This is a genomic window from Sphingomonas sp. BL-S-29 (genome assembly GCF_055521495.1).
This window is the reverse complement of the sequence record NZ_CM145482.1, coordinates 3,379,324-3,396,235: the sequence shown is the minus strand read 5'-3', so window position 1 is coordinate 3,396,235 and position 16,912 is coordinate 3,379,324. Positions and strand designations below refer to the sequence as shown.

Annotated in this window: 15 protein-coding genes; 7 read left to right on the top strand and 8 right to left on the bottom strand. The window is 64.6% G+C overall.

Features of this window, described 5'->3' with window-relative positions:
- The first annotated feature begins 70 nt into the window (after positions 1 to 70).
- Entirely contained in the window at positions 71 to 1,378 is a 1,308-nt protein-coding gene (locus ACZ1I2_RS16140; protein WP_465181479.1) for a dicarboxylate/amino acid:cation symporter, read from the top strand.
- A 95-nt stretch (positions 1,379 to 1,473) separates the two neighbouring features.
- Here the strand turns inward: ACZ1I2_RS16140 and ACZ1I2_RS16135 are convergent, their stop codons facing one another.
- A complete protein-coding gene (locus tag ACZ1I2_RS16135; RefSeq protein WP_465176574.1) occupies positions 1,474 to 2,184 on the bottom strand; it encodes an SDR family NAD(P)-dependent oxidoreductase in 711 nt (236 codons plus the stop codon).
- Between the two features lie 133 nt (positions 2,185 to 2,317).
- Complete coding sequence (purF, locus tag ACZ1I2_RS16130) at positions 2,318 to 3,775, bottom strand: amidophosphoribosyltransferase (RefSeq protein ID WP_465173136.1); 1,458 nt, start codon at positions 3,773 to 3,775, stop codon at positions 2,318 to 2,320.
- Between the two features lie 131 nt (positions 3,776 to 3,906).
- Here purF and hisI point away from each other — a divergent pair, with 131 nt between their 5' ends.
- Genes hisI through ACZ1I2_RS16110 form a run of 4 tightly spaced genes read left to right on the top strand, consistent with a single transcriptional unit; the run spans position 3,907 to position 7,052 of the window.
- Positions 3,907 to 4,269: a phosphoribosyl-AMP cyclohydrolase gene (gene hisI / locus ACZ1I2_RS16125; protein ID WP_465176575.1), complete on the top strand. Its 363-nt coding sequence runs from the start codon at positions 3,907 to 3,909 to the stop codon at positions 4,267 to 4,269.
- Positions 4,266 to 4,778: a hypothetical protein gene (locus ACZ1I2_RS16120; RefSeq protein WP_465176576.1), complete on the top strand. Its 513-nt coding sequence runs from the start codon at positions 4,266 to 4,268 to the stop codon at positions 4,776 to 4,778. The genes hisI and ACZ1I2_RS16120 overlap by 4 nt, the downstream gene beginning before the upstream one ends.
- 38 nt (positions 4,779 to 4,816) lie before the next feature.
- Positions 4,817 to 5,245, top strand: a complete 429-nt coding sequence (locus ACZ1I2_RS16115) for a MerR family transcriptional regulator (RefSeq protein WP_465173139.1) — start codon at positions 4,817 to 4,819, stop codon at positions 5,243 to 5,245.
- Between the two features lie 4 nt (positions 5,246 to 5,249).
- Positions 5,250 to 7,052, top strand: coding sequence for an acyl-CoA dehydrogenase C-terminal domain-containing protein (locus ACZ1I2_RS16110; protein WP_465176577.1), 1,803 nt, complete (start codon positions 5,250 to 5,252; stop codon positions 7,050 to 7,052).
- Between the two features lie 144 nt (positions 7,053 to 7,196).
- On the opposite strand, the gene ACZ1I2_RS16105 is transcribed toward ACZ1I2_RS16110, so the two are convergent.
- The 3 genes from ACZ1I2_RS16105 to ACZ1I2_RS16095 form a co-directional block, all read right to left on the bottom strand.
- On the bottom strand, positions 7,197 to 8,549 hold the full coding sequence (locus tag ACZ1I2_RS16105; RefSeq protein WP_465176578.1) for a cell wall hydrolase: 1,353 nt from the start codon (positions 8,547 to 8,549) through the stop codon (positions 7,197 to 7,199).
- A gap of 240 nt (positions 8,550 to 8,789) precedes the next feature.
- Positions 8,790 to 9,710 (bottom strand): cysteine synthase A, encoded by a 921-nt coding sequence (gene cysK, locus ACZ1I2_RS16100; protein ID WP_465176579.1) that lies wholly within the window; start codon positions 9,708 to 9,710, stop codon positions 8,790 to 8,792.
- Positions 9,707 to 10,990 (bottom strand): MFS transporter, encoded by a 1,284-nt coding sequence (locus ACZ1I2_RS16095; RefSeq protein WP_465176580.1) that lies wholly within the window; start codon positions 10,988 to 10,990, stop codon positions 9,707 to 9,709. The genes cysK and ACZ1I2_RS16095 overlap by 4 nt, the downstream gene beginning before the upstream one ends.
- A 150-nt stretch (positions 10,991 to 11,140) precedes the next feature.
- Here ACZ1I2_RS16095 and pdhA point away from each other — a divergent pair, with 150 nt between their 5' ends.
- Both pdhA and ACZ1I2_RS16085 read left to right on the top strand, forming a co-directional pair.
- Positions 11,141 to 12,184: a pyruvate dehydrogenase (acetyl-transferring) E1 component subunit alpha gene (gene pdhA, locus ACZ1I2_RS16090; RefSeq protein WP_465173144.1), complete on the top strand. Its 1,044-nt coding sequence runs from the start codon at positions 11,141 to 11,143 to the stop codon at positions 12,182 to 12,184.
- Positions 12,184 to 13,584, top strand: coding sequence for a pyruvate dehydrogenase complex E1 component subunit beta (locus tag ACZ1I2_RS16085; RefSeq protein WP_465173145.1), 1,401 nt, complete (start codon positions 12,184 to 12,186; stop codon positions 13,582 to 13,584). The genes pdhA and ACZ1I2_RS16085 overlap by 1 nt, the downstream gene beginning before the upstream one ends.
- Positions 13,585 to 13,645: 61 nt before the next feature.
- On the opposite strand, the gene ACZ1I2_RS16080 is transcribed toward ACZ1I2_RS16085, so the two are convergent.
- From ACZ1I2_RS16080 to ACZ1I2_RS16070, 3 genes are all read right to left on the bottom strand, one after another.
- Positions 13,646 to 15,427 (bottom strand): pilus assembly protein TadG-related protein, encoded by a 1,782-nt coding sequence (locus ACZ1I2_RS16080; protein ID WP_465173146.1) that lies wholly within the window; start codon positions 15,425 to 15,427, stop codon positions 13,646 to 13,648.
- A 95-nt stretch (positions 15,428 to 15,522) separates the two neighbouring features.
- Entirely contained in the window at positions 15,523 to 16,218 is a 696-nt protein-coding gene (locus ACZ1I2_RS16075; RefSeq protein WP_465173147.1) for a TadE/TadG family type IV pilus assembly protein, read from the bottom strand.
- Positions 16,191 to 16,862, bottom strand: coding sequence for a TadE/TadG family type IV pilus assembly protein (locus ACZ1I2_RS16070; protein ID WP_465176581.1), 672 nt, complete (start codon positions 16,860 to 16,862; stop codon positions 16,191 to 16,193). The genes ACZ1I2_RS16075 and ACZ1I2_RS16070 overlap by 28 nt, the downstream gene beginning before the upstream one ends.
- Between the last annotated feature and the right edge of the window lie 50 nt (positions 16,863 to 16,912).

Here is a 16,912-nt window from a genome sequence, read left to right as displayed (position 1 = left end):
CGGGCGGGGAATGATGGTGAACATCATGCGCTTAGCCGCGTAGGCACGTGCCTCCCGCCGGAGCCCGTTCTTGATACCCCGCGCCACATGTGATCATCGTCGCGTTAGCCAGCGGGGGAAGCCGATGACCATTTTTCGCGCCTGGAGCGTTCTCCCCCTGTGGCAGCGCGTGCTCGCCGGGCTCGTGCTCGGCATCCTGCTCGGGGCTTTTTTTCCCGCCGCCGCGCCGTGGATATCGCTCATCGGCGAGCTGTTCTTGCGACTGATCCGGCTGCTGGTCTTGCCGGTGCTGCTAGTCGTGATCGCTGCCGGTGTCACCGAGTTAGGCGATCCCAGGCGACTGGGCACGGTCGGCGGACGCGCCATCGGCCTTTTCGCCGCGCTGATGGTGATCGGAATGGCAAATGGCATGGTCGTCGGCCTGCTGTTGCGGCCCGGCGCCAATAATCCGCTGGGCCATCATCTGCCCCCGCACGACCTCGGGGTCGCCAAGAGCCTGGCGCAACAGGCGCTCGACATCGTGCCACCCAACATCTTCGAGGCAATGGCAGCGGGCAATATGCTGGCGCTGATTCTGTTTTCCGGTCTGATCGGGGTTGGTGCCTTGCTTTCGGGTGATGCCGGCAAGCCGCTTGCCGCGTTCCTTCAATCGGCTTCGGCGGCGCTTCTCAAGGTCGTTTCGCTAGTCATGGAACTCACGCCGTTCGGCGTTTTCGCCTTGGTCGCGAATGCCGTTGCGGCGAATGGCGTCGCCGTGATCGCGAATGTCCAGTGGCTGGCGCTCGGTACGGTGCTCTGCGTGATCCTGCAGATTGTCATTGTCCATGCGACCGTCCTCGCGCTGATCGCGCGGCGATCCGTTGTCAAATTCTACGGCGGTATCGCTGAGGCGCTGACGATCGCCTTCTCCACCGCGTCATCAACCGCGACAATGCCGGTCGCGCTGCGTTGCGCCGTCGAGAATCTCGACGTCCCGCGGCCAGTCGCGTCGACCATCCTTCCGCTCGGTGCCAGCGTCGGCAAGGATGGCACCGCCGCCTATGTCGGCCTGATCAGCATCTTCAGTCTTCAGGCGCTGGGGATCGAGCCGACCGCGGCCAACCTTATGGTGATCCTGGTCGCCGGCAGCCTGGCGGCGTTCGGCACGGCCCCGGTACCGTCCGCCTCGCTGTTCATGCTCGCTGCGGTGCTTTCGACGATCGGCGTCGACAGCGCGCAGACCGCGTTGGTTGTTGGCTTCATCCTGCCGTTCGACCGTCTTCTGGATATGACGCGCACCGTCGCCAGCGCCAGCGGCAATCTGACAGTCACCGCGACAGTTGCGAAGCTCGAGCGCAAACACGAAGACCCGTCACGGCTCGACCTGGACGCTGCCTGACGAGCTCACGCTCGGTGGCTCCGTCGTATGACCCGGCGTGCTTGTCAGCTTTGAACCGACTCGGGCCTGACCGGCTGGAAAAGGGACAAGACGGGTCAGTCGATCCGCTCGAAATGGCCGTTCTCAAAATCGCCGGCGATCAGCGCCACGAGCCGGTCCGCAACCACTTCCGGCGCCTTCACCGAAGCCGGATCCTCGCCCGGATAAGCCCGCTCGCGCATCTTGGTCCGCGTCGCGCCGGGATCGACGATGGCGGTGCGGATGCTGCTGATATGCTCCATCTCGTCGCCATAGGCGCCGACCAGCGTCTCGAACGCTGCCTTGGAGGCGCCGTACAGGCCCCAATAGGCGCGGGGCGTGCGGCCGACGCTCGAGGTGATGCCGACCACTCGGGCGCGCTTCGACTTGCGCAGCATCGGGTCGAACGCCGTGATCAGTGCGGCCTGGGCGCTGACATTGAGCGTCAGGACAGTCGCCAGTTCCTTGGGATCGATCGCCGGGACGGCGGCGAGGCTGCCCAACGTCGCAGCGTTCATCACCATGATGTCGAGCTGCGGCCAACGCTCGCCGATCGCGGCGCCGAGCCGGGCGATGCTGTCGGTCTCGGTCAGGTCGAGCGGGGCGATGGTCGCGCTGCCACCGGCGTCGAAAATGTCGCTCTCGACCTGCTCCAGGTCCTTGGCGGTGCGCGCCGTGATGACGACATGCGCCCCGGCCGCGGCGAGGGCCTTGGCGGTCGCGGCGCCGATGCCGCGGCTGGCGCCGGTGACGAGGGCGATCTGGTTGGCGAGGGGTTTGTCGGTCATCCGAAATTCCAAAATCGTGCGTCACCCTGAACTTGTTTCAGGGTCCATGCGCGGTCGGCTGATCCACGAGCGGCGCTCATGATGCAAGGGGCCGCGCATGGATGCTGAAACAAGTTCAGCATGACGGGTCTGATTAAATCACCCGTTCCGCCAGGAGCGCGAACTGGTCGACCGAGGCGACCTCGTCCTGGTCAGTCAGGGTCGTCGGGTAATCCCCGGTGAAGCAGGCATCGCAATGGCTCGGGCGGATATCGGCGCGGCGCGGCTGGCCGAGCGCCTTGTACAGGCCGTCGATCGAAACGAACGCCAGGCTGTCGGCCTGGATATAGGTGTTCATTTCCTCGATATTCTTGGTCGCCGCGAGCAGCTTGGCACGTTCCGGGGTATCGACGCCGTAGAAGCAGCTGTGCCGCGTTGGCGGGCTGGCGATGCGCATATGCACTTCGGCCGCGCCGGCTTCGCGCATCATCTGAACGATCTTCAGGCTGGTGGTGCCGCGCACGATCGAATCGTCGATCAGCACGATCTTCTTGCCCTTGATCAGCGCGCGATTGGCATTGTGCTTCAGCTTCACGCCGAGATGGCGGACCTTGTCGCCCGGCTGGATGAAGGTGCGGCCGACATAATGCGAGCGGATGATGCCGAGTTCGAACGGAATGCCGGACTGCTGGGCATAGCCGAGCGCCGCGGGCGTGCCCGAATCGGGCACCGGGATGACGATGTCGGCGTCGACCGGGCTCTCGATCGCGAGCTGGGCGCCGATTTCCTTGCGCACGGTATAGACGCTGCGGTCCTCCGAGATCGAATCGGGCCGCGAGAAATAGACATATTCGAAGATGCACGGCCGTGCCGAGGCCGGCGGGAAGGGGCGGTGCGAGCTGATCTCCGTCCCGCGCACGATTACCAGCTCGCCGGGTTCGATCGAGCGGACGAACTCGGCGCCGACCACGTCGAGCGCCACCGTCTCCGAGGCGAAGATCACCGCGCCGTCGAGCGTGCCCATCACCAGCGGGCGGATGCCGAGCGGATCGCGGCAGGCGATCATGCCCTCCGGCGTCATCACGATCAGCGAATAGGCGCCCTCGACTCGCTTCAGCGCGTCGATGAACTTGTCGACGAAGGTGCGATAGCTGGAGGTCGCGACGAGATGAATGATCGTCTCGGTATCCGAGGTCGACTGGAAGATCGACCCGCGCTGGACGAGATCGCGGCGCAGGCGCATCGCATTGGAGATATTGCCGTTATGCGCGATGGCGAAACCGCCCGAGGCGAGATCGGCGTAGAGCGGCTGGACGTTGCGCAGCGCCGTTTCGCCGGTCGTCGAATAGCGGACATGGCCGCAGGCAACGGTGCCGCGCAGGGCGCCGATGATGTCGTCGCGGTCGAAATTGCCGGCGACATGGCCCATCGCGCGGTGGGTGTGGAACTCGGCACCGTCGAAGCTGGTGATGCCGGCCGCCTCCTGGCCGCGATGTTGCAGCGCGTGCAGGCCGAGCGCAACCAGCGCCGCGGCGCCGTCGCTGCCGGATACGCCGAAAATGCCGCACTCTTCGCGCAGCTTGTCGTCATCGAATGGATTCGTAGTAAGCATGGCGCCCTTCGGGGGGAGTAGCGTCGCCCGCCATATAGGGGCGGCTTTCGGCTTTGTCGCGCTTTTGTAACAAGGATTAATCGCCACCCGTCGCATTGGCGGTTTTGCGTGCGTCGCGCTAAGTGCTCGCCATGCCCGATTCCCGCGATACCGGCCTTGTGCTCGACCCGAAATTTGACGCCGCCGGCCTGATCACCGCCGTGGCGACTGACCGCGCCACGGGCGAGGTGCTGATGCTCGCCCACATGAATGCGGAGGCGCTGGCGGCCACCGTTGCGACGCGGGAGGCCCATTTCTGGTCGCGCAGCCGCGGGCGGCTCTGGAAGAAGGGCGAATCCTCGGGCCATGTTCTGCGAGTCGCCGATATCAGGATCGATTGCGATCAGGATGCGGTGTGGCTGATCGTCGATGCTGCCGGCCCCGCCTGTCACACGGGGGAGCGCAGCTGCTTCTATCGCCGGATCGATGGCGACCGACTCGCGCCGGTTGAATGAGACTCGGGCTGTCGCTGGTATTGATGCTGTTCGTCACCGGCTGCCGGGGCGATGAGCAGAAGGCCGCCAGCAATGCCGTTGCGGCGACAGGCCTCGAGGCTGCCGCGATCGAGGCTGGGGTCATTCCCGACCCCGACAATACCGACATCAGCGGCCTCTACGCACATGATACCGATCGAGTCTGCATCGTGCCCGGCGCCACTGGCTTCCGGATCGGCGTGTTTGTCGACTATGGCGACAAGATGAATTGCGGTGGCGCAGGCACCGTCACCCGGACGGGAGAGAAGCTCCATCTCGAGTTCTATGGGGCAAAAGGGTGCGGGTTCGACGCGCAATTCGATGGAGACAGGATCCAGTTTCCGGGCACCTTGCCCAGTGCCTGCCAGAAGCTCTGCGCGCAGCGCGCGTCGATGGCGGGGCTCGACGTGACTCAGTTGAGCGAGTCGGTGTCAGAGGCCTCGACCTTGCGCGACGGCAGGGGCAAACTGCTCTGCGGCAGCGGTGGATGAGCTTGACGTTCACGTAAACGGCATCTAGTTTTCGGGTCATGTCCACAGTCGCCGCCTATGCCGCGATCGAGCGCCACCCCGATCGCGATCACTTCTCGATCTCCGACCTGTCAGCCGAGTTCGGCGTGACCGCACGGGCGCTTCGATTCTATGAGGACGAGGGACTGATCGCGCCCGAACGGCGCGGCACCGCCCGCATCTATTCGCAGCGCGACCGCGCGCGGCTCGCCTGGATCCTGCGCGGCAAGCGCGTCGGCTTCAGCCTCGCCGAGATACGCGAGATGATCGACCTTTACGATATCGGCGATGGCCGTCAGGTGCAGCGCGCCGTCACGATCGATCGCTGTCGCGAGCGCGTGTCGCTGCTGACGTCACAGAAGCAGGATATCGATGCCGCGATCGACGAACTCAACGACTTCATCACCCTGCTCGAAACGCACGGCGCGCAAGGCCGCCTGAAGGACTGATATCATGCCGCAATATACCCCGCCCGTCCGCGACACCCGCTTTATCCTGGAGCATGTGGTCGGCCTCGATCGCTATGCGAACCTGCCCGGCTTCGCCAACGCCACCCCCGATGTGGTCGACGCTGTGCTCGACGAGGGCGGCAGGTTCGTGGCGGAAGTGTTGTTCCCGCTCAACCAGTCGGGCGACCTCGAGGGCTGCACGCGTCACGAGGACGGTTCGGTTTCGACGCCCAAGGGTTTCAAGGAAGCGTACGACAAGTTCGTCGAATCGGGCTGGGGCACGCTGTCGGCGCCGGCCGAGTTCGGCGGACAGGAGATGCCGCACGTCGTCTCGACCGCGTTCCAGGAATATATGATCTCCGCGAACATGGCGTTCGCCATGTATCCGGGTCTGACTCACGGCGCGATCGCCGCGCTGCTGGTCAAGGGCACCGAGGAGCAGAAAGCGAAATACGTCCCCCATATGGTCTCGGGCAAATGGGGCGGGACGATGAACCTGACCGAGCCGCAATGCGGCACCGACCTCGGGCTGATCCGGACCCGCGCCGAACCGCAGGCTGACGGCTCCTATGCGATCACCGGCACGAAGATCTTCATCTCGTCGGGCGAGCATGACCTGACCGAGAACATCATCCATCTCGTCCTGGCCAAGACGCCGGGCGCACCGGAAAGCTCCAAGGGCATCTCGCTGTTCGTGGTGCCGAAGGTCATGGTCAACGACGACGGATCGCTCGGTGCGCGCAACGCGGTGTCGTGCGGCTCGATCGAACACAAGATGGGCATCCACGCCAATTCGACCTGCGTGATGAACTATGACGGCGCGACCGGCTGGCTGGTCGGCGAGGAGATGAAGGGCCTCGCCGCGATGTTCATCATGATGAACGCCGCCCGCCTCGGCGTCGGCCTTCAGGGTCTCGGCGTGGCGGAAACGGCGTATCAGAATGCCGTGCAGTACGCGCATGACCGTCGCCAGGGTCGTTCGTTGACGGGTGCGAAGGAGCCGCAGGAAAAGGCCGATCCGCTGTTCGTGCATCCCGACATTCGCCGCATGCTGATGGATGCGAAGGCGCTGACCGAAGGCCTGCGCGCCTTGTGCCTCTGGGGTGCGCTCCAGGTCGATCTGGAACACGCCGCGGGAAATGAGGAAGAGCGCCAGCTCGCCGAGGATCTGGTCGGTCTGCTGACCCCGGTGATCAAGGGGTATGGCACCGACAAGGGCTATGAGATCGCGACCAATGCGCAGCAGGTCTATGGTGGCCATGGCTACATCGCCGAATGGGGCATGGAGCAATATGTCCGCGATGCCCGCATCTCGATGATCTATGAAGGCACCAACGGGATCCAGGCGATGGACCTGGTCGGCCGCAAGCTCGCCATGAACGGCGGCCGGGCGGTGCAGGCGTTCTTCAAGGTCGTCGGCGAGGATGTCGCGGCCGGCAAGGCCGATCCGGCCACCGCCGATTTCGCCGCGCGCCTCGAAAAGGCCAATGGCGAATTGCAGCAGGCGACCCTGTGGTTTCTCCAGAACGGCATGCAGAACCCCGACAATGTCGGCGCGGGCGCTCAGCCCTATCTGCACCTGATGGGCATCGTCGCGGTCGGCCTGATGTGGCTGCGCATGGCCTCTGCTGCCGCGAAGCTGAAGGCGGCGGGCGAGGGTGATGCAGCCTTCCTCGACGCCAAGCTGGTGACCGCGCGTTACTTCGCCGAGCGGATCATGCCGGACGCCGGCGCGCTGCGCCGCAAGATCGAGGGTGGGGCGGAGGCGCTGATGACGCTGCCGCCGGAGATGTTTGTCGCGGCCTGAGTTCGATAGTCGCGGTAGCTAGCCAATTCCGTCATGCCGGACTTGTTCCGGCATCCATCGCGCGCCAGGGGCCGACGCGTGTCGTACGCGGCGCGATGGACCCCGGAACAAGTCCGGGGTGACGTTGGATGATGGGATCGCTCCCTAACGCACCGGCGGTTGTGTTGCAGGCACTTGCGGTGCGGCGACTGGCCTGGCCGGCGACGGGGTCTCCGCCTTGCGCCGCACGCCCGACAGCTCCGGCACCGGTTTGATCGTCGCCGTCGCGGGCGGGGGCGCGACCTTCGTGGTGCCCGTGAGGCTCTCCAGCTTGAAATTGTCGACCTGCCGCGCGACGGGCACCAGCACCTGCAGCTTCATGCACTGGCTGAAATCGGCGCGCTTGAACTCAGTGCAGTTCCACAGCGCCTTGTCGTAGTTGCGGCTCTTGTCGCGCAGATAGCTGAACGACATCGCCGCGATCTGGCTCGGCTGAAGCGGTAGCGCACCTGGCGTCTTCGCCTTGCTGGTCCAGCCCATGACCTTGCAATAGGGGCGGTCGCCGCACGTACGCGCCGCCAGCAAGGCAAAGGCGTCGGCTGGCATGCGCGGGTCGAGCGTCAGCAGGAAACTGTTGGTGTCGGTCGTCAGCGCAGGCGGCAGCGCCGCACCCGCTGCGGCGGCCTCGACGGTCGCGGCGGTGGCATCGACCAGCGCGGCACCCGTCTTGTGCGCATCGGAATAGAGCCCAAGCTGGGCGATGACCGGCTCGTCTGACGAGACGTGCCGGTTGAACGCCGGCGGGGTGCCCCACCAGCCGGTCCAGCGAAAGAACAGATGAGTCTCGACCCGGGCGATCTTGTCGAGGCTGGACTGCCAATAGGGTACGACCCAGTCGGTATGGTAATGAGTCGCATAGCCGACGGGCTTGTAGACCGCGCCGTTCAGCGCCAGCGTTGCGGTTTCCCGCGCGCGCACCCAAGCGGCATCGGACCAGCGGTGCCGCACCAGCGCGCCGTCGCAGGTAAAGGTGAACTGGCATCCGGTCACGCGTTCGGACCCCTGGAACACCACGCCGCAGATCGTCTTGGGGAAGGCAGGATGGCGTGCCCGGTTGATCACGACCTGTGCCACCGAGCGCTGGCCCAGCGTATCGTCGCCGGCCTCGTAGAGTACGCCGGCGGCCATGCAGTCGATCGCCCGCGCGCGCTGCTCGTCGGTGCCGACGAATTTGAAGGGCCGGGCCGCGGGATTGGGGCCGGTCGAGAAGGGGACCGAGGCGTTGAAGGCGCGGGCGTCGTCCGGGTCCAGATTCTGGAACGCGACCGGCTCGACCGGCGGCAGTTCCGCCTTCGGCACCACGCGTTGCGGCAGGCGCTTGACCACATGGTGCGGCACGACCGGCGGCGCATTGCGGACGATGAGCGCCGGCGCCGCGATCGCGATGACCGCGACCAGCGACAGCAGGAGGTTCAGGCCGGGACCGGGATTGCCCGGCGGGGCGGAGGGCTGGGGCATGGGCGAAGGGGTTTCAGCGATGAAGGGAGCGACGCGAAAGGGGGGCAAGAGCGGCTCCTGGCGACGACAAGCAGGGGCCTTTAGCCCAGAACGCTTCGGATACGAAATGGTTCGCGGCCCAAGGCGAACGCGGCGCGGTGGGACACTGCGCCCGAGCCGCGACGCTCGACGACATTCCCGAGCATTGCCCTGCCTGCCTCGACCAGTGAAACGTGGCCGAGGCCGGCTGTGCGCGCGAGATCAGCTTTCCGGCAGGAAGTCCGGCACGGACAGGTAGCGCTCGCCGGTGTCGTAATTGAAGCCGAGCACCCGAACGCCGTCGGGCAGATCGGGCAGCTTCTGCAGGATCGCGGCCAGGGTCGCGCCCGAGCTAATGCCGACCAGCATGCCTTCCTCGCGGGCGGCGCGGCGCGCCATGTCCTTGGCGACGGCCGCATCGACCTTGATCGCGCCGTCGATCGCCTGGGTATGAAGATTGGCGGGCACGAAACCGGCGCCAATGCCCTGGATCGGGTGCGGCCCAGGCTGGCCGCCCGAGATGACGGGCGACGCCTCGGGCTCGACCGCATAGACCTTGAGGTGCGGCCATTCCTTCTTCAACGTCTCGGCGACGCCGGTGATGTGGCCGCCAGTGCCGACGCCGGTGATGATCACGTCGATCGGCGAATCGCGGAAGTCGTTGAGAATCTCTTGCGCGGTGGTGCGCACATGGACGTCGATATTGGCCGGGTTCTCGAACTGTTGCGGCATCCAGCTGTTCGGCGTCTGCGATACCAGTTCGAGCGCGCGCTCGATCGCGCCCTTCATGCCCTTTTCGCGCGGGGTGAGATCGAAGGTCGCGCCATAAGCGAGCATCAGGCGGCGGCGTTCGAGCGACATGCTCTCGGGCATGACGAGGACCAGCTTGTAGCCCTTCACCGCGGCGACCATCGCCAGACCGACGCCGGTATTGCCGCTGGTCGGCTCGATGATCGTGCCGCCGGGCTTGAGATCGCCCGACTTCTCGGCCGCCTCGATCATGCTGAGCGCGATGCGGTCCTTGATCGAGCCGCCAGGATTGGAGCGCTCGGACTTGATCCATACCTCGGCGCCGGGGAACAGCTTCTGCACGCGGATGTGCGGGGTGTTGCCGATTGTGTCGAGGATCGTGTTGGCTTTCATCGTGCGGCCTCCATCTCAATATCTGCGGCGTCCTGGGGCGTCGCGGGTGGGTCGAATGTACGGGCGTTGCGGATGCTCGGGAAGAGCCAGGTCCACAGGATGGTCACGACAATCGCGCCGCCGCCGCCGACCAGCACCGCGCCGACCGGCCCGAGCGCGGACGCGAGGAAGCCCGATTCGGCCTCCCCCAACTCGTTGGACGCGGAAATGGTCAGCTGCGAGACAGCGCCGACCCGGCCGCGCTTGTCGTCGGGCGTGTGGAGCTGAATCAGCGACTGGCGGATATAGACCGAGAACATGTCGGCCGCGCCGGCGACGGACAGGGCGATGAGGCTGAGCGGCATCGATGTCGACAGGCCGAACATCACGGTGGCGGAGCCATAGACCAGCACGGCGCCGAGCATCTTCGGGCCGACATTGGTCTTCAAGGGCCGGAAGGAGAAGAACAAGGCGGTCAGCGATGCCCCGACCGCCGGGGCGGCGGCGAGGGCGCTCAGACCCTGCGGCCCGACTTTCAGGATATCATGGGCATAGATCGGCAGCAGCGCGCTCGTACCGGCGAGGAACACGGCGAACAGATCGAGCGTGATCGTGCCCAGGATCATCTTGTTCTGCCAGACATAGGCGAGTCCGTCAGCGATCTGCTTCAGCGGGTGCGCGGTGCTGACGGCGATGGTGCGCGCGACCGGACCGATCGCCAGCAGGCAGACCAGCGCGCCGCTGAACAGCGCGGTCGCGAGGAAATAGGCGGCGGACGGCGCGAGTGAATAGGCGAAGCCGCCGATCGCCGGCCCGATGATCGTGCCGACCTGCCACGAGATCGAGCTCAGCGCGATCGCGGTCGGCAGCACTTCGCGCGGCACGAGATTCGGCGCGAGGGCAGAGAAGGCGGGGCCGGCAAAAGCGCGACCGATGCCGAGCAGCACCGCGACCGAGAACAGCACGGGAAGCGACATCCAGCCTTCATAGGTCGCCATGGCGAGGATGAAGGCGCAGAGAATCTGCAGCGCGACGGTTACGCGCGTGATCCAGCGCCGGTCGAAACGATCCGCCACCCAGCCCGTGACCGGAGTCGACAGGAACAGCGGCACGAACTGCAACAGGCCGATAAGCCCGAGCTGAGCCGCGGCGCCGGCGGGCGACATGGTCTCGCGCGCGATGGTGTAGGTCTGCCAGCCGATCACGATGATCATGCCGTTCTGCGCAAGCGTCATGCAGAAGCGGGCGGCCCAATAGGCGCGGAAGTTGGCGATGCGGAACGGGTGAGGAGGCGAATCCATTGCGCCGGCTTTAGGCGCGCGATCCTTGAGGGGGCAATCTCCGATTGCTTTGGTAGGTGAAACTTCTGTTGTGCTCAGACGATTGATGTCCGAGAGGAAACGGGCCTATAGGCTCGCCGTCCTCCCCTACGGAAACGAGGTTTCCCTCACGTGGCCAAAGCCCCTGCTGCTCGGAAAGCCGAGCCCCTGACGCCCAATCGCGAGCGTCCCGACGAACCCAAGCCCTACAAGGCGTCCAAGGAAGAACTGCTCGATTTCTACAAGCAGATGCTGCTCATCCGCCGCTTCGAGGAGAAGGCGGGGCAGCTCTACGGCCTCGGCCTGATCGGCGGCTTCTGCCATCTCTATATCGGGCAGGAAGCCGTCGCGGTCGGCCTGCAATCGGCGCTGACCGACAAGGACAGCGTGATCACCGGTTATCGCGACCATGGTCATATGCTGTTGTGCGGGATCCCGCCGCAGGACGTGATGGCCGAGCTGACGGGGCGCCAGGCCGGCATCTCGAAGGGCAAGGGCGGCTCGATGCACATGTTCAGCGTCGAGCATAAATTCTATGGCGGCCACGGCATCGTCGGCGCGCAGGTCTCGCTCGGCACCGGGCTTGGCTTCAGCCATAAATACAAGGGCGATGGTGGCGTGTGCCTCGCCTATTTCGGCGACGGCGCCTCGAATCAGGGCCAGGTGTACGAGAGCTTCAACATGGCCGAGCTGTGGAAGCTGCCGGTCATCTACGTCATCGAGAACAACCAGTACGCCATGGGCACGAGCGTCAACCGCTCCTCGTCCGAGGACCAGCTCTATCGCCGCGGTGAGAGCTTCCGTATCCCCGGCATCCAGGTCGACGGCATGGACGTGCTGGCGTGCCGCGGCGCGGCCGAAGAGGCTTTGGCCTGGGTCCGCGCGGGCAAGGGCCCGATCATCCTCGAGATGAAGACCTATCGCTATCGCGGGCATTCGATGTCCGACCCGGCAAAGTATCGCAGCCGCGAGGAGGTGCAGGCCGTTCGCGACAAGTCCGACCCGATCGAGCATGTGAAGAAGCTGCTCGAGGAGCTCGGGGCGAAGGAAGACGAGTTCAAGAAGGTCGATCAGGAGATCCGCAAGGTCGTGAACGAAGCCGCCGATTTCGCCGAACAGACGCCTGAACCGGAGCCAGCCGAGCTCTACACCGACGTGCTGGTGGAGAAATACTGATGGCGATCGAGATCAAGATGCCGGCGCTGTCCCCGACGATGGAGGAAGGCACGCTCGCCAAATGGCTCGTCAAGGAAGGCGACATGGTCAAGTCCGGCGACATCATGGCCGAGATCGAGACCGACAAGGCGACGATGGAGTTTGAAGCCGTCGACGAAGGCACGATCGGCAAGATCCTCGTCGCCGAGGGTACCGATAACGTGAAGGTCGGCACCGTCATCGCGACGCTGAACGTCGAGGGTGAAGAGGCGGCGCCTGCTGCTCCCGCGCCGGCCAAGGCCGCCGAGGCCCCGGCACCGGCGGCACCCGCAGCCGCGCCTGCCGCTTCCGACGGAGAGGAAGACGGCGCGGCGACGCCCGAGCCGCTCGAGATCAAGACCAGCACGCCCGAGCCCGAAGTGCCCGCAGGTACCGAGCTGGTGAAGATCACGCTGCGCGAAGCGCTGCGCGATGCGATGGCCGAGGAGATGCGCAAGGACGACCGCGTCTTCGTGATGGGCGAGGAAGTCGCGCAATATCAGGGTGCCTACAAGGTCACCCAGGGGCTGCTCGACGAGTTCGGCGACAAGCGCGTGATCGACACGCCGATCACCGAATATGGTTTTGCCGGGGTCGGCACGGGCGCCGCGATGGGCGGGCTTCGCCCGATCGTCGAGTTCATGACCTTCAACTTCGCGATGCAGGCGATCGACCACATCATCAACTCGGCCGCGAAGACCAATTACATGTCGGGCGGCCAGATGCGCTGCCCGATCGTGTTCCGTGGTCCCAACGGCGCGGCGAGCCGCGTGGGTGCGCAGCATTCGCAGAATTATGGTCCCTGGTATGCCAGCGTGCCGGGCCTGATCGTGATCGCGCCCTATGACGCGGCCGATGCCAAGGGGCTGCTCAAGGCAGCGATCCGCAGCGAGGATCCAGTCGTGTTCCTCGAGAACGAACTGCTTTACGGGCGCACGTTCGAGGTGCCGGCGCTTGACGATTACGTCCTGCCGATCGGCAAGGCGCGGGTCATGCGCGAGGGCAAGGACGTCACCATCGTCAGCTATTCGATCGGTGTCGGGCTGTCGCTCGACGCGGCCGAGGCACTCGCGGCTGAAGGCATCGAGGCCGAAGTGATCGACCTGCGCACCTTGCGTCCGCTCGACAAGGAAGCGGTGCTCAAGAGCCTCAAAAAGACCAACCGCATGGTGGTGGTCGAAGAGGGCTGGGCGACCTGCTCGATCAGCTCGGAGATCGTCGCGATCGCGATGGAAGAGGGCTTTGACGACCTCGACGCGCCGGTGCTGCGCGTGACCAATGAGGACGTGCCGCTCCCCTACGCCGCCAATCTCGAAAAGCTGGCGCTGATCAACGCCGACAAGATCGTCGCGGCGGTGAAGAAGGTCACCTATCGCGGTTGACCCATGACGGAGGCGAGGTCGGTACCTCGCCTCCCGGTCACTCGGTGACCACCGTTCCCTGTTACTGAACCAGTCGCGCTGACTGGAGGACCGTGGAGAACAGCTGCTGGAGGGCAGTGGTGATGTTCTCGTTTGCCGTCACCGTCTGGACCAGCGGCGAGCCGTTGGTGCCGGGCGACGCGCAGCTCTGCAGCGCGGTGACGACCCGATCGGAGGTCCCCGCATTCCCTGCCGGATAGGGCGAAGGGGGAGCCGGCAGAAACGGCGCGATGTTCGTCTGCGACCAGCTGTCGCCGGCGAGTGATTCCGGCAGATATTGCGTGTAGAGGATGGCGATCTTGATGCCCTTGGCCTTGATGGCGGTGCATTGAGTCAGGTCGGCCGTCCGCATCGGCCCGAAATAGCGACCGCCCCCATCCGGCTGGTCCAGCATGCCGTCAGTGATGATGAACAGCACCTTTTGCGGCGTGGCGCCGGGAGCGCCGGTCCCGGCATTGGGGATCGTGTCTTTCATCTTGGTGAGCATATTGGTCACTTCGGTGGACCGGTCGTCGTTGCTGGTGCCGTTGGTGGGCTGGGAATTCTTCCACCAATAATCGTCGACCGGGAACAGGGAGGCTGCCGAAAAGCCGCTGCCGTAGGACGCGACATCGGTCAGCGTATTGAGCGTCTTGACGGGCGAAGAGCCGCCGGATCGCGTCCAGTCGAAGGAAAACATCTGCGCCTGGTAGGTGACATGATATTGCGAGGCCTGGTTGGCAGCGAAGGGAATCAGCTGCGACGCGGCCGAAACGACCTCGTCCTTGCGCAGGACGATGCTTGCAGGGGTGCCGTAGATCTGCCCGTAATTGTGGGTCAGCCAATATCCGTCGGCCCAGTAGCCGGTGTCATAGACGGTATTGGTCGTGGTGGCGTTGCCCGTGGTCGTGGTGGTGGTCGAGGTGCCGCCACTGGCAGGGGTGGTCACGACTGTCGTGGTCGGCGTCGACGTCACCTTCTTGTAAACGGTCGCGGGACCGGTGGTGCTGTCGGTGACCGTATAGGTAGTGACCGCGACGGTGGTCACGGTCGTGTCGATGTTCTTCTTGGTGGTTCCGGTTCCGGACGTCGTCCTGGTCGGTCCCGACACCGATGTCGAGGAGGAAGTCATGAGATTGCCGGCGCTGTCATAGACCTGGTTGGCCGTCGAATTCCACCGATAATAGACATTCTGCGTCGATGAGCCGGAGGTATAATAGCCCAACGACAGCAATATATGGCGGGATTGCGTATCCCTGATGTAGATGTTGTCGCTTTTCGGCATTTGCGCATGACATGCAAAGGCGCAGCCGTCCGGCTTCTGGGATATTTTGGTCGCCGCGATGATCTTGCTGATCCCATCGGAGGTCGCGGGCAGCAGCATCGAGGGTGAATTGTCCATTGCCAGGTAGAAATCGACATTGGGCGGCTGAGCGGCGCTTGCCGTTGAGGTTCCCCTTATCGTCAGCGTGTGGGCCCCAAGAATCCCACCGAACACGTTGATCGACTCAGCCGTGTAGCTGACGGTAGCCTTTCGAAGGTAGCCCAGCGCGCCGCTACTCCCGGAGGTGCCGTCGACCACCACGGGCGTTACCACCAGATTCTCGTAACCGGTCAGCAGCCCGGCTTGCGCGTCGAACATGTGCCTTGCCGCGTCGGTCGACGTGCTGTTCGGCTGGAGGATCATCGCGGGCCCGACAGCCGCCAGCGCGGCAGCGTCGGCGGCGGCGTTCAGGTGAGTCTGCAGACTCATGGCGCGAGAATAATCCAGGCCGAAACCCAGCGCGAAGGTCACCGGGATGATCGCGAAGCCGGTTATCATCATGACCCCGCCTTTCCGATCGGCCTTCAGCCGAGCGAAAAGTCCGGCCAATAGGGCCGAAGGCCTGAAGGAGAGGCGTTTCTTCATCATGTCAGCACCTAGTAAAGGCGAGGGACCATATAGATGGTGTGAGTCAGTGCCGTGGGTTCGATGGCGACAAAGCCGACCACCGGCGTGAAATTGTAGGTAATCTTGCCCATGAACAGCCAACCCCCGGCCGTGCCGACCTGAGTCTTCGTGCTGGTGCCGGGAGCAAGATTGCCACATATGTTCGAGCCGTCGGGCGATGCCGGCACCATCGTGGAAGTGATCATGTCGCTCGGGATGGAGATGATGTTGTTGGCCGACTGCGCCGCATTCGTCGGCAGCGTGCCCGCTATGTGGCCCGAGGTGGTGGGCGTGACGACGCTGCCATTAGCGTTCTGCGTCTGGGCCTGAGTCCAGACGACATAGGCATGGGTGGCGTCGCAGACCCTGATCAACGAAATCTGCTCGGTCGCGTTATTGAGCTTGTAGGGCGCCAGGACGACCGCGCTGGCGCTGAGATAGGACCTCGCACTGGCGCCCAGCGGGTCGTTGTAGATGATCGCGGGGGACATGGCCCGGCTGGTGAGGTCGACCAGCGACCGGGTCGCGACGGTCACCTTGCGACTGCAGGAGAGCATGTCCGACAAACAGCATCCGCCCGTGTACATGAGCAGGAGCACGGGCACGCAGAACGCGAATTCCACGATCACCGCGCCGCGCGAATCCCGGGCGAAGCGCTTCAGCACGAAGTCTGCGACGCGCTGCATGAATAGTCCTCCGTCGTGAACACCGACGTCGCCACGAGTTTGTGATTGGCATTGGGCTCATCGATCAGGTTCAGACCGAGCGGCCCTTTTCCCGTCGGCCACAGATAGATCAGCTGCAGGACGACGATGCGGTTCTTGCCCTGGCCGTTCGACTGGTAATTGTAGCCGGTGCCGGTCGAGGTCAGCACGCCATTGCTGTTATAGGTGAATGTCGGTGAAGCGGTGCTGGCGATATTATAGGCATTTGCGGTGGTAACGTTGACCGTAAGCCGGGAGCAGGAGAGCGTCGGGGGCAAGAGCGGGCGAATAGTCATAGCCTGGCCATTGGAGCCGGTGCCGGACACGCCGTTGCAGATGGCATTCTTGAAGTCGCTCGCCGACATGCCGACATGGCCGTTAGCCAGTTGCACCGTCTGAGCCGAGCCGGTCAGCAGCAGGCGTCCCGCGCTCTCGGCCGCCGTTTCCAGCATCTGTTGCGCGAGGTAGATGTGCATCGTGTACAAGACCGCGAGCAGCAGCGCGATAAAGGCCGGCCCGACGATGGCGAACTCCAGGACGGCCATGCCCTCCTGGTTTTTCCACAGATTCGTGCGGAATCGGTGCCCCGGGCTCCGTACACGAATGATACTGCGCAAAATCGCCACGCATGGCCTCCTTGAGTCCCTTCTCCGGGAACGACGTTCAGATTTCGTAA

Coding starts and splice junctions, on each gene's coding strand:
- ACZ1I2_RS16135 (WP_465176574.1), bottom strand. CDS start 2,184: ATGACCGACAAACCCCTCGCCAACCAGATCGCCCTCGTCACCGGCGCC.
- purF (WP_465173136.1), bottom strand. CDS start 3,775: ATGCTTACTACGAATCCATTCGATGACGACAAGCTGCGCGAAGAGTGC.
- hisI (WP_465176575.1), top strand. CDS start 3,907: ATGCCCGATTCCCGCGATACCGGCCTTGTGCTCGACCCGAAATTTGAC.
- ACZ1I2_RS16120 (WP_465176576.1), top strand. CDS start 4,266: ATGAGACTCGGGCTGTCGCTGGTATTGATGCTGTTCGTCACCGGCTGC.
- ACZ1I2_RS16115 (WP_465173139.1), top strand. CDS start 4,817: ATGTCCACAGTCGCCGCCTATGCCGCGATCGAGCGCCACCCCGATCGC.
- ACZ1I2_RS16110 (WP_465176577.1), top strand. CDS start 5,250: ATGCCGCAATATACCCCGCCCGTCCGCGACACCCGCTTTATCCTGGAG.
- ACZ1I2_RS16105 (WP_465176578.1), bottom strand. CDS start 8,549: ATGCCCCAGCCCTCCGCCCCGCCGGGCAATCCCGGTCCCGGCCTGAAC.
- cysK (WP_465176579.1), bottom strand. CDS start 9,710: ATGAAAGCCAACACGATCCTCGACACAATCGGCAACACCCCGCACATC.
- ACZ1I2_RS16095 (WP_465176580.1), bottom strand. CDS start 10,990: ATGGATTCGCCTCCTCACCCGTTCCGCATCGCCAACTTCCGCGCCTAT.
- ACZ1I2_RS16085 (WP_465173145.1), top strand. CDS start 12,184: ATGGCGATCGAGATCAAGATGCCGGCGCTGTCCCCGACGATGGAGGAA.
- ACZ1I2_RS16080 (WP_465173146.1), bottom strand. CDS start 15,427: ATGATGATAACCGGCTTCGCGATCATCCCGGTGACCTTCGCGCTGGGT.
- ACZ1I2_RS16075 (WP_465173147.1), bottom strand. CDS start 16,218: ATGCAGCGCGTCGCAGACTTCGTGCTGAAGCGCTTCGCCCGGGATTCG.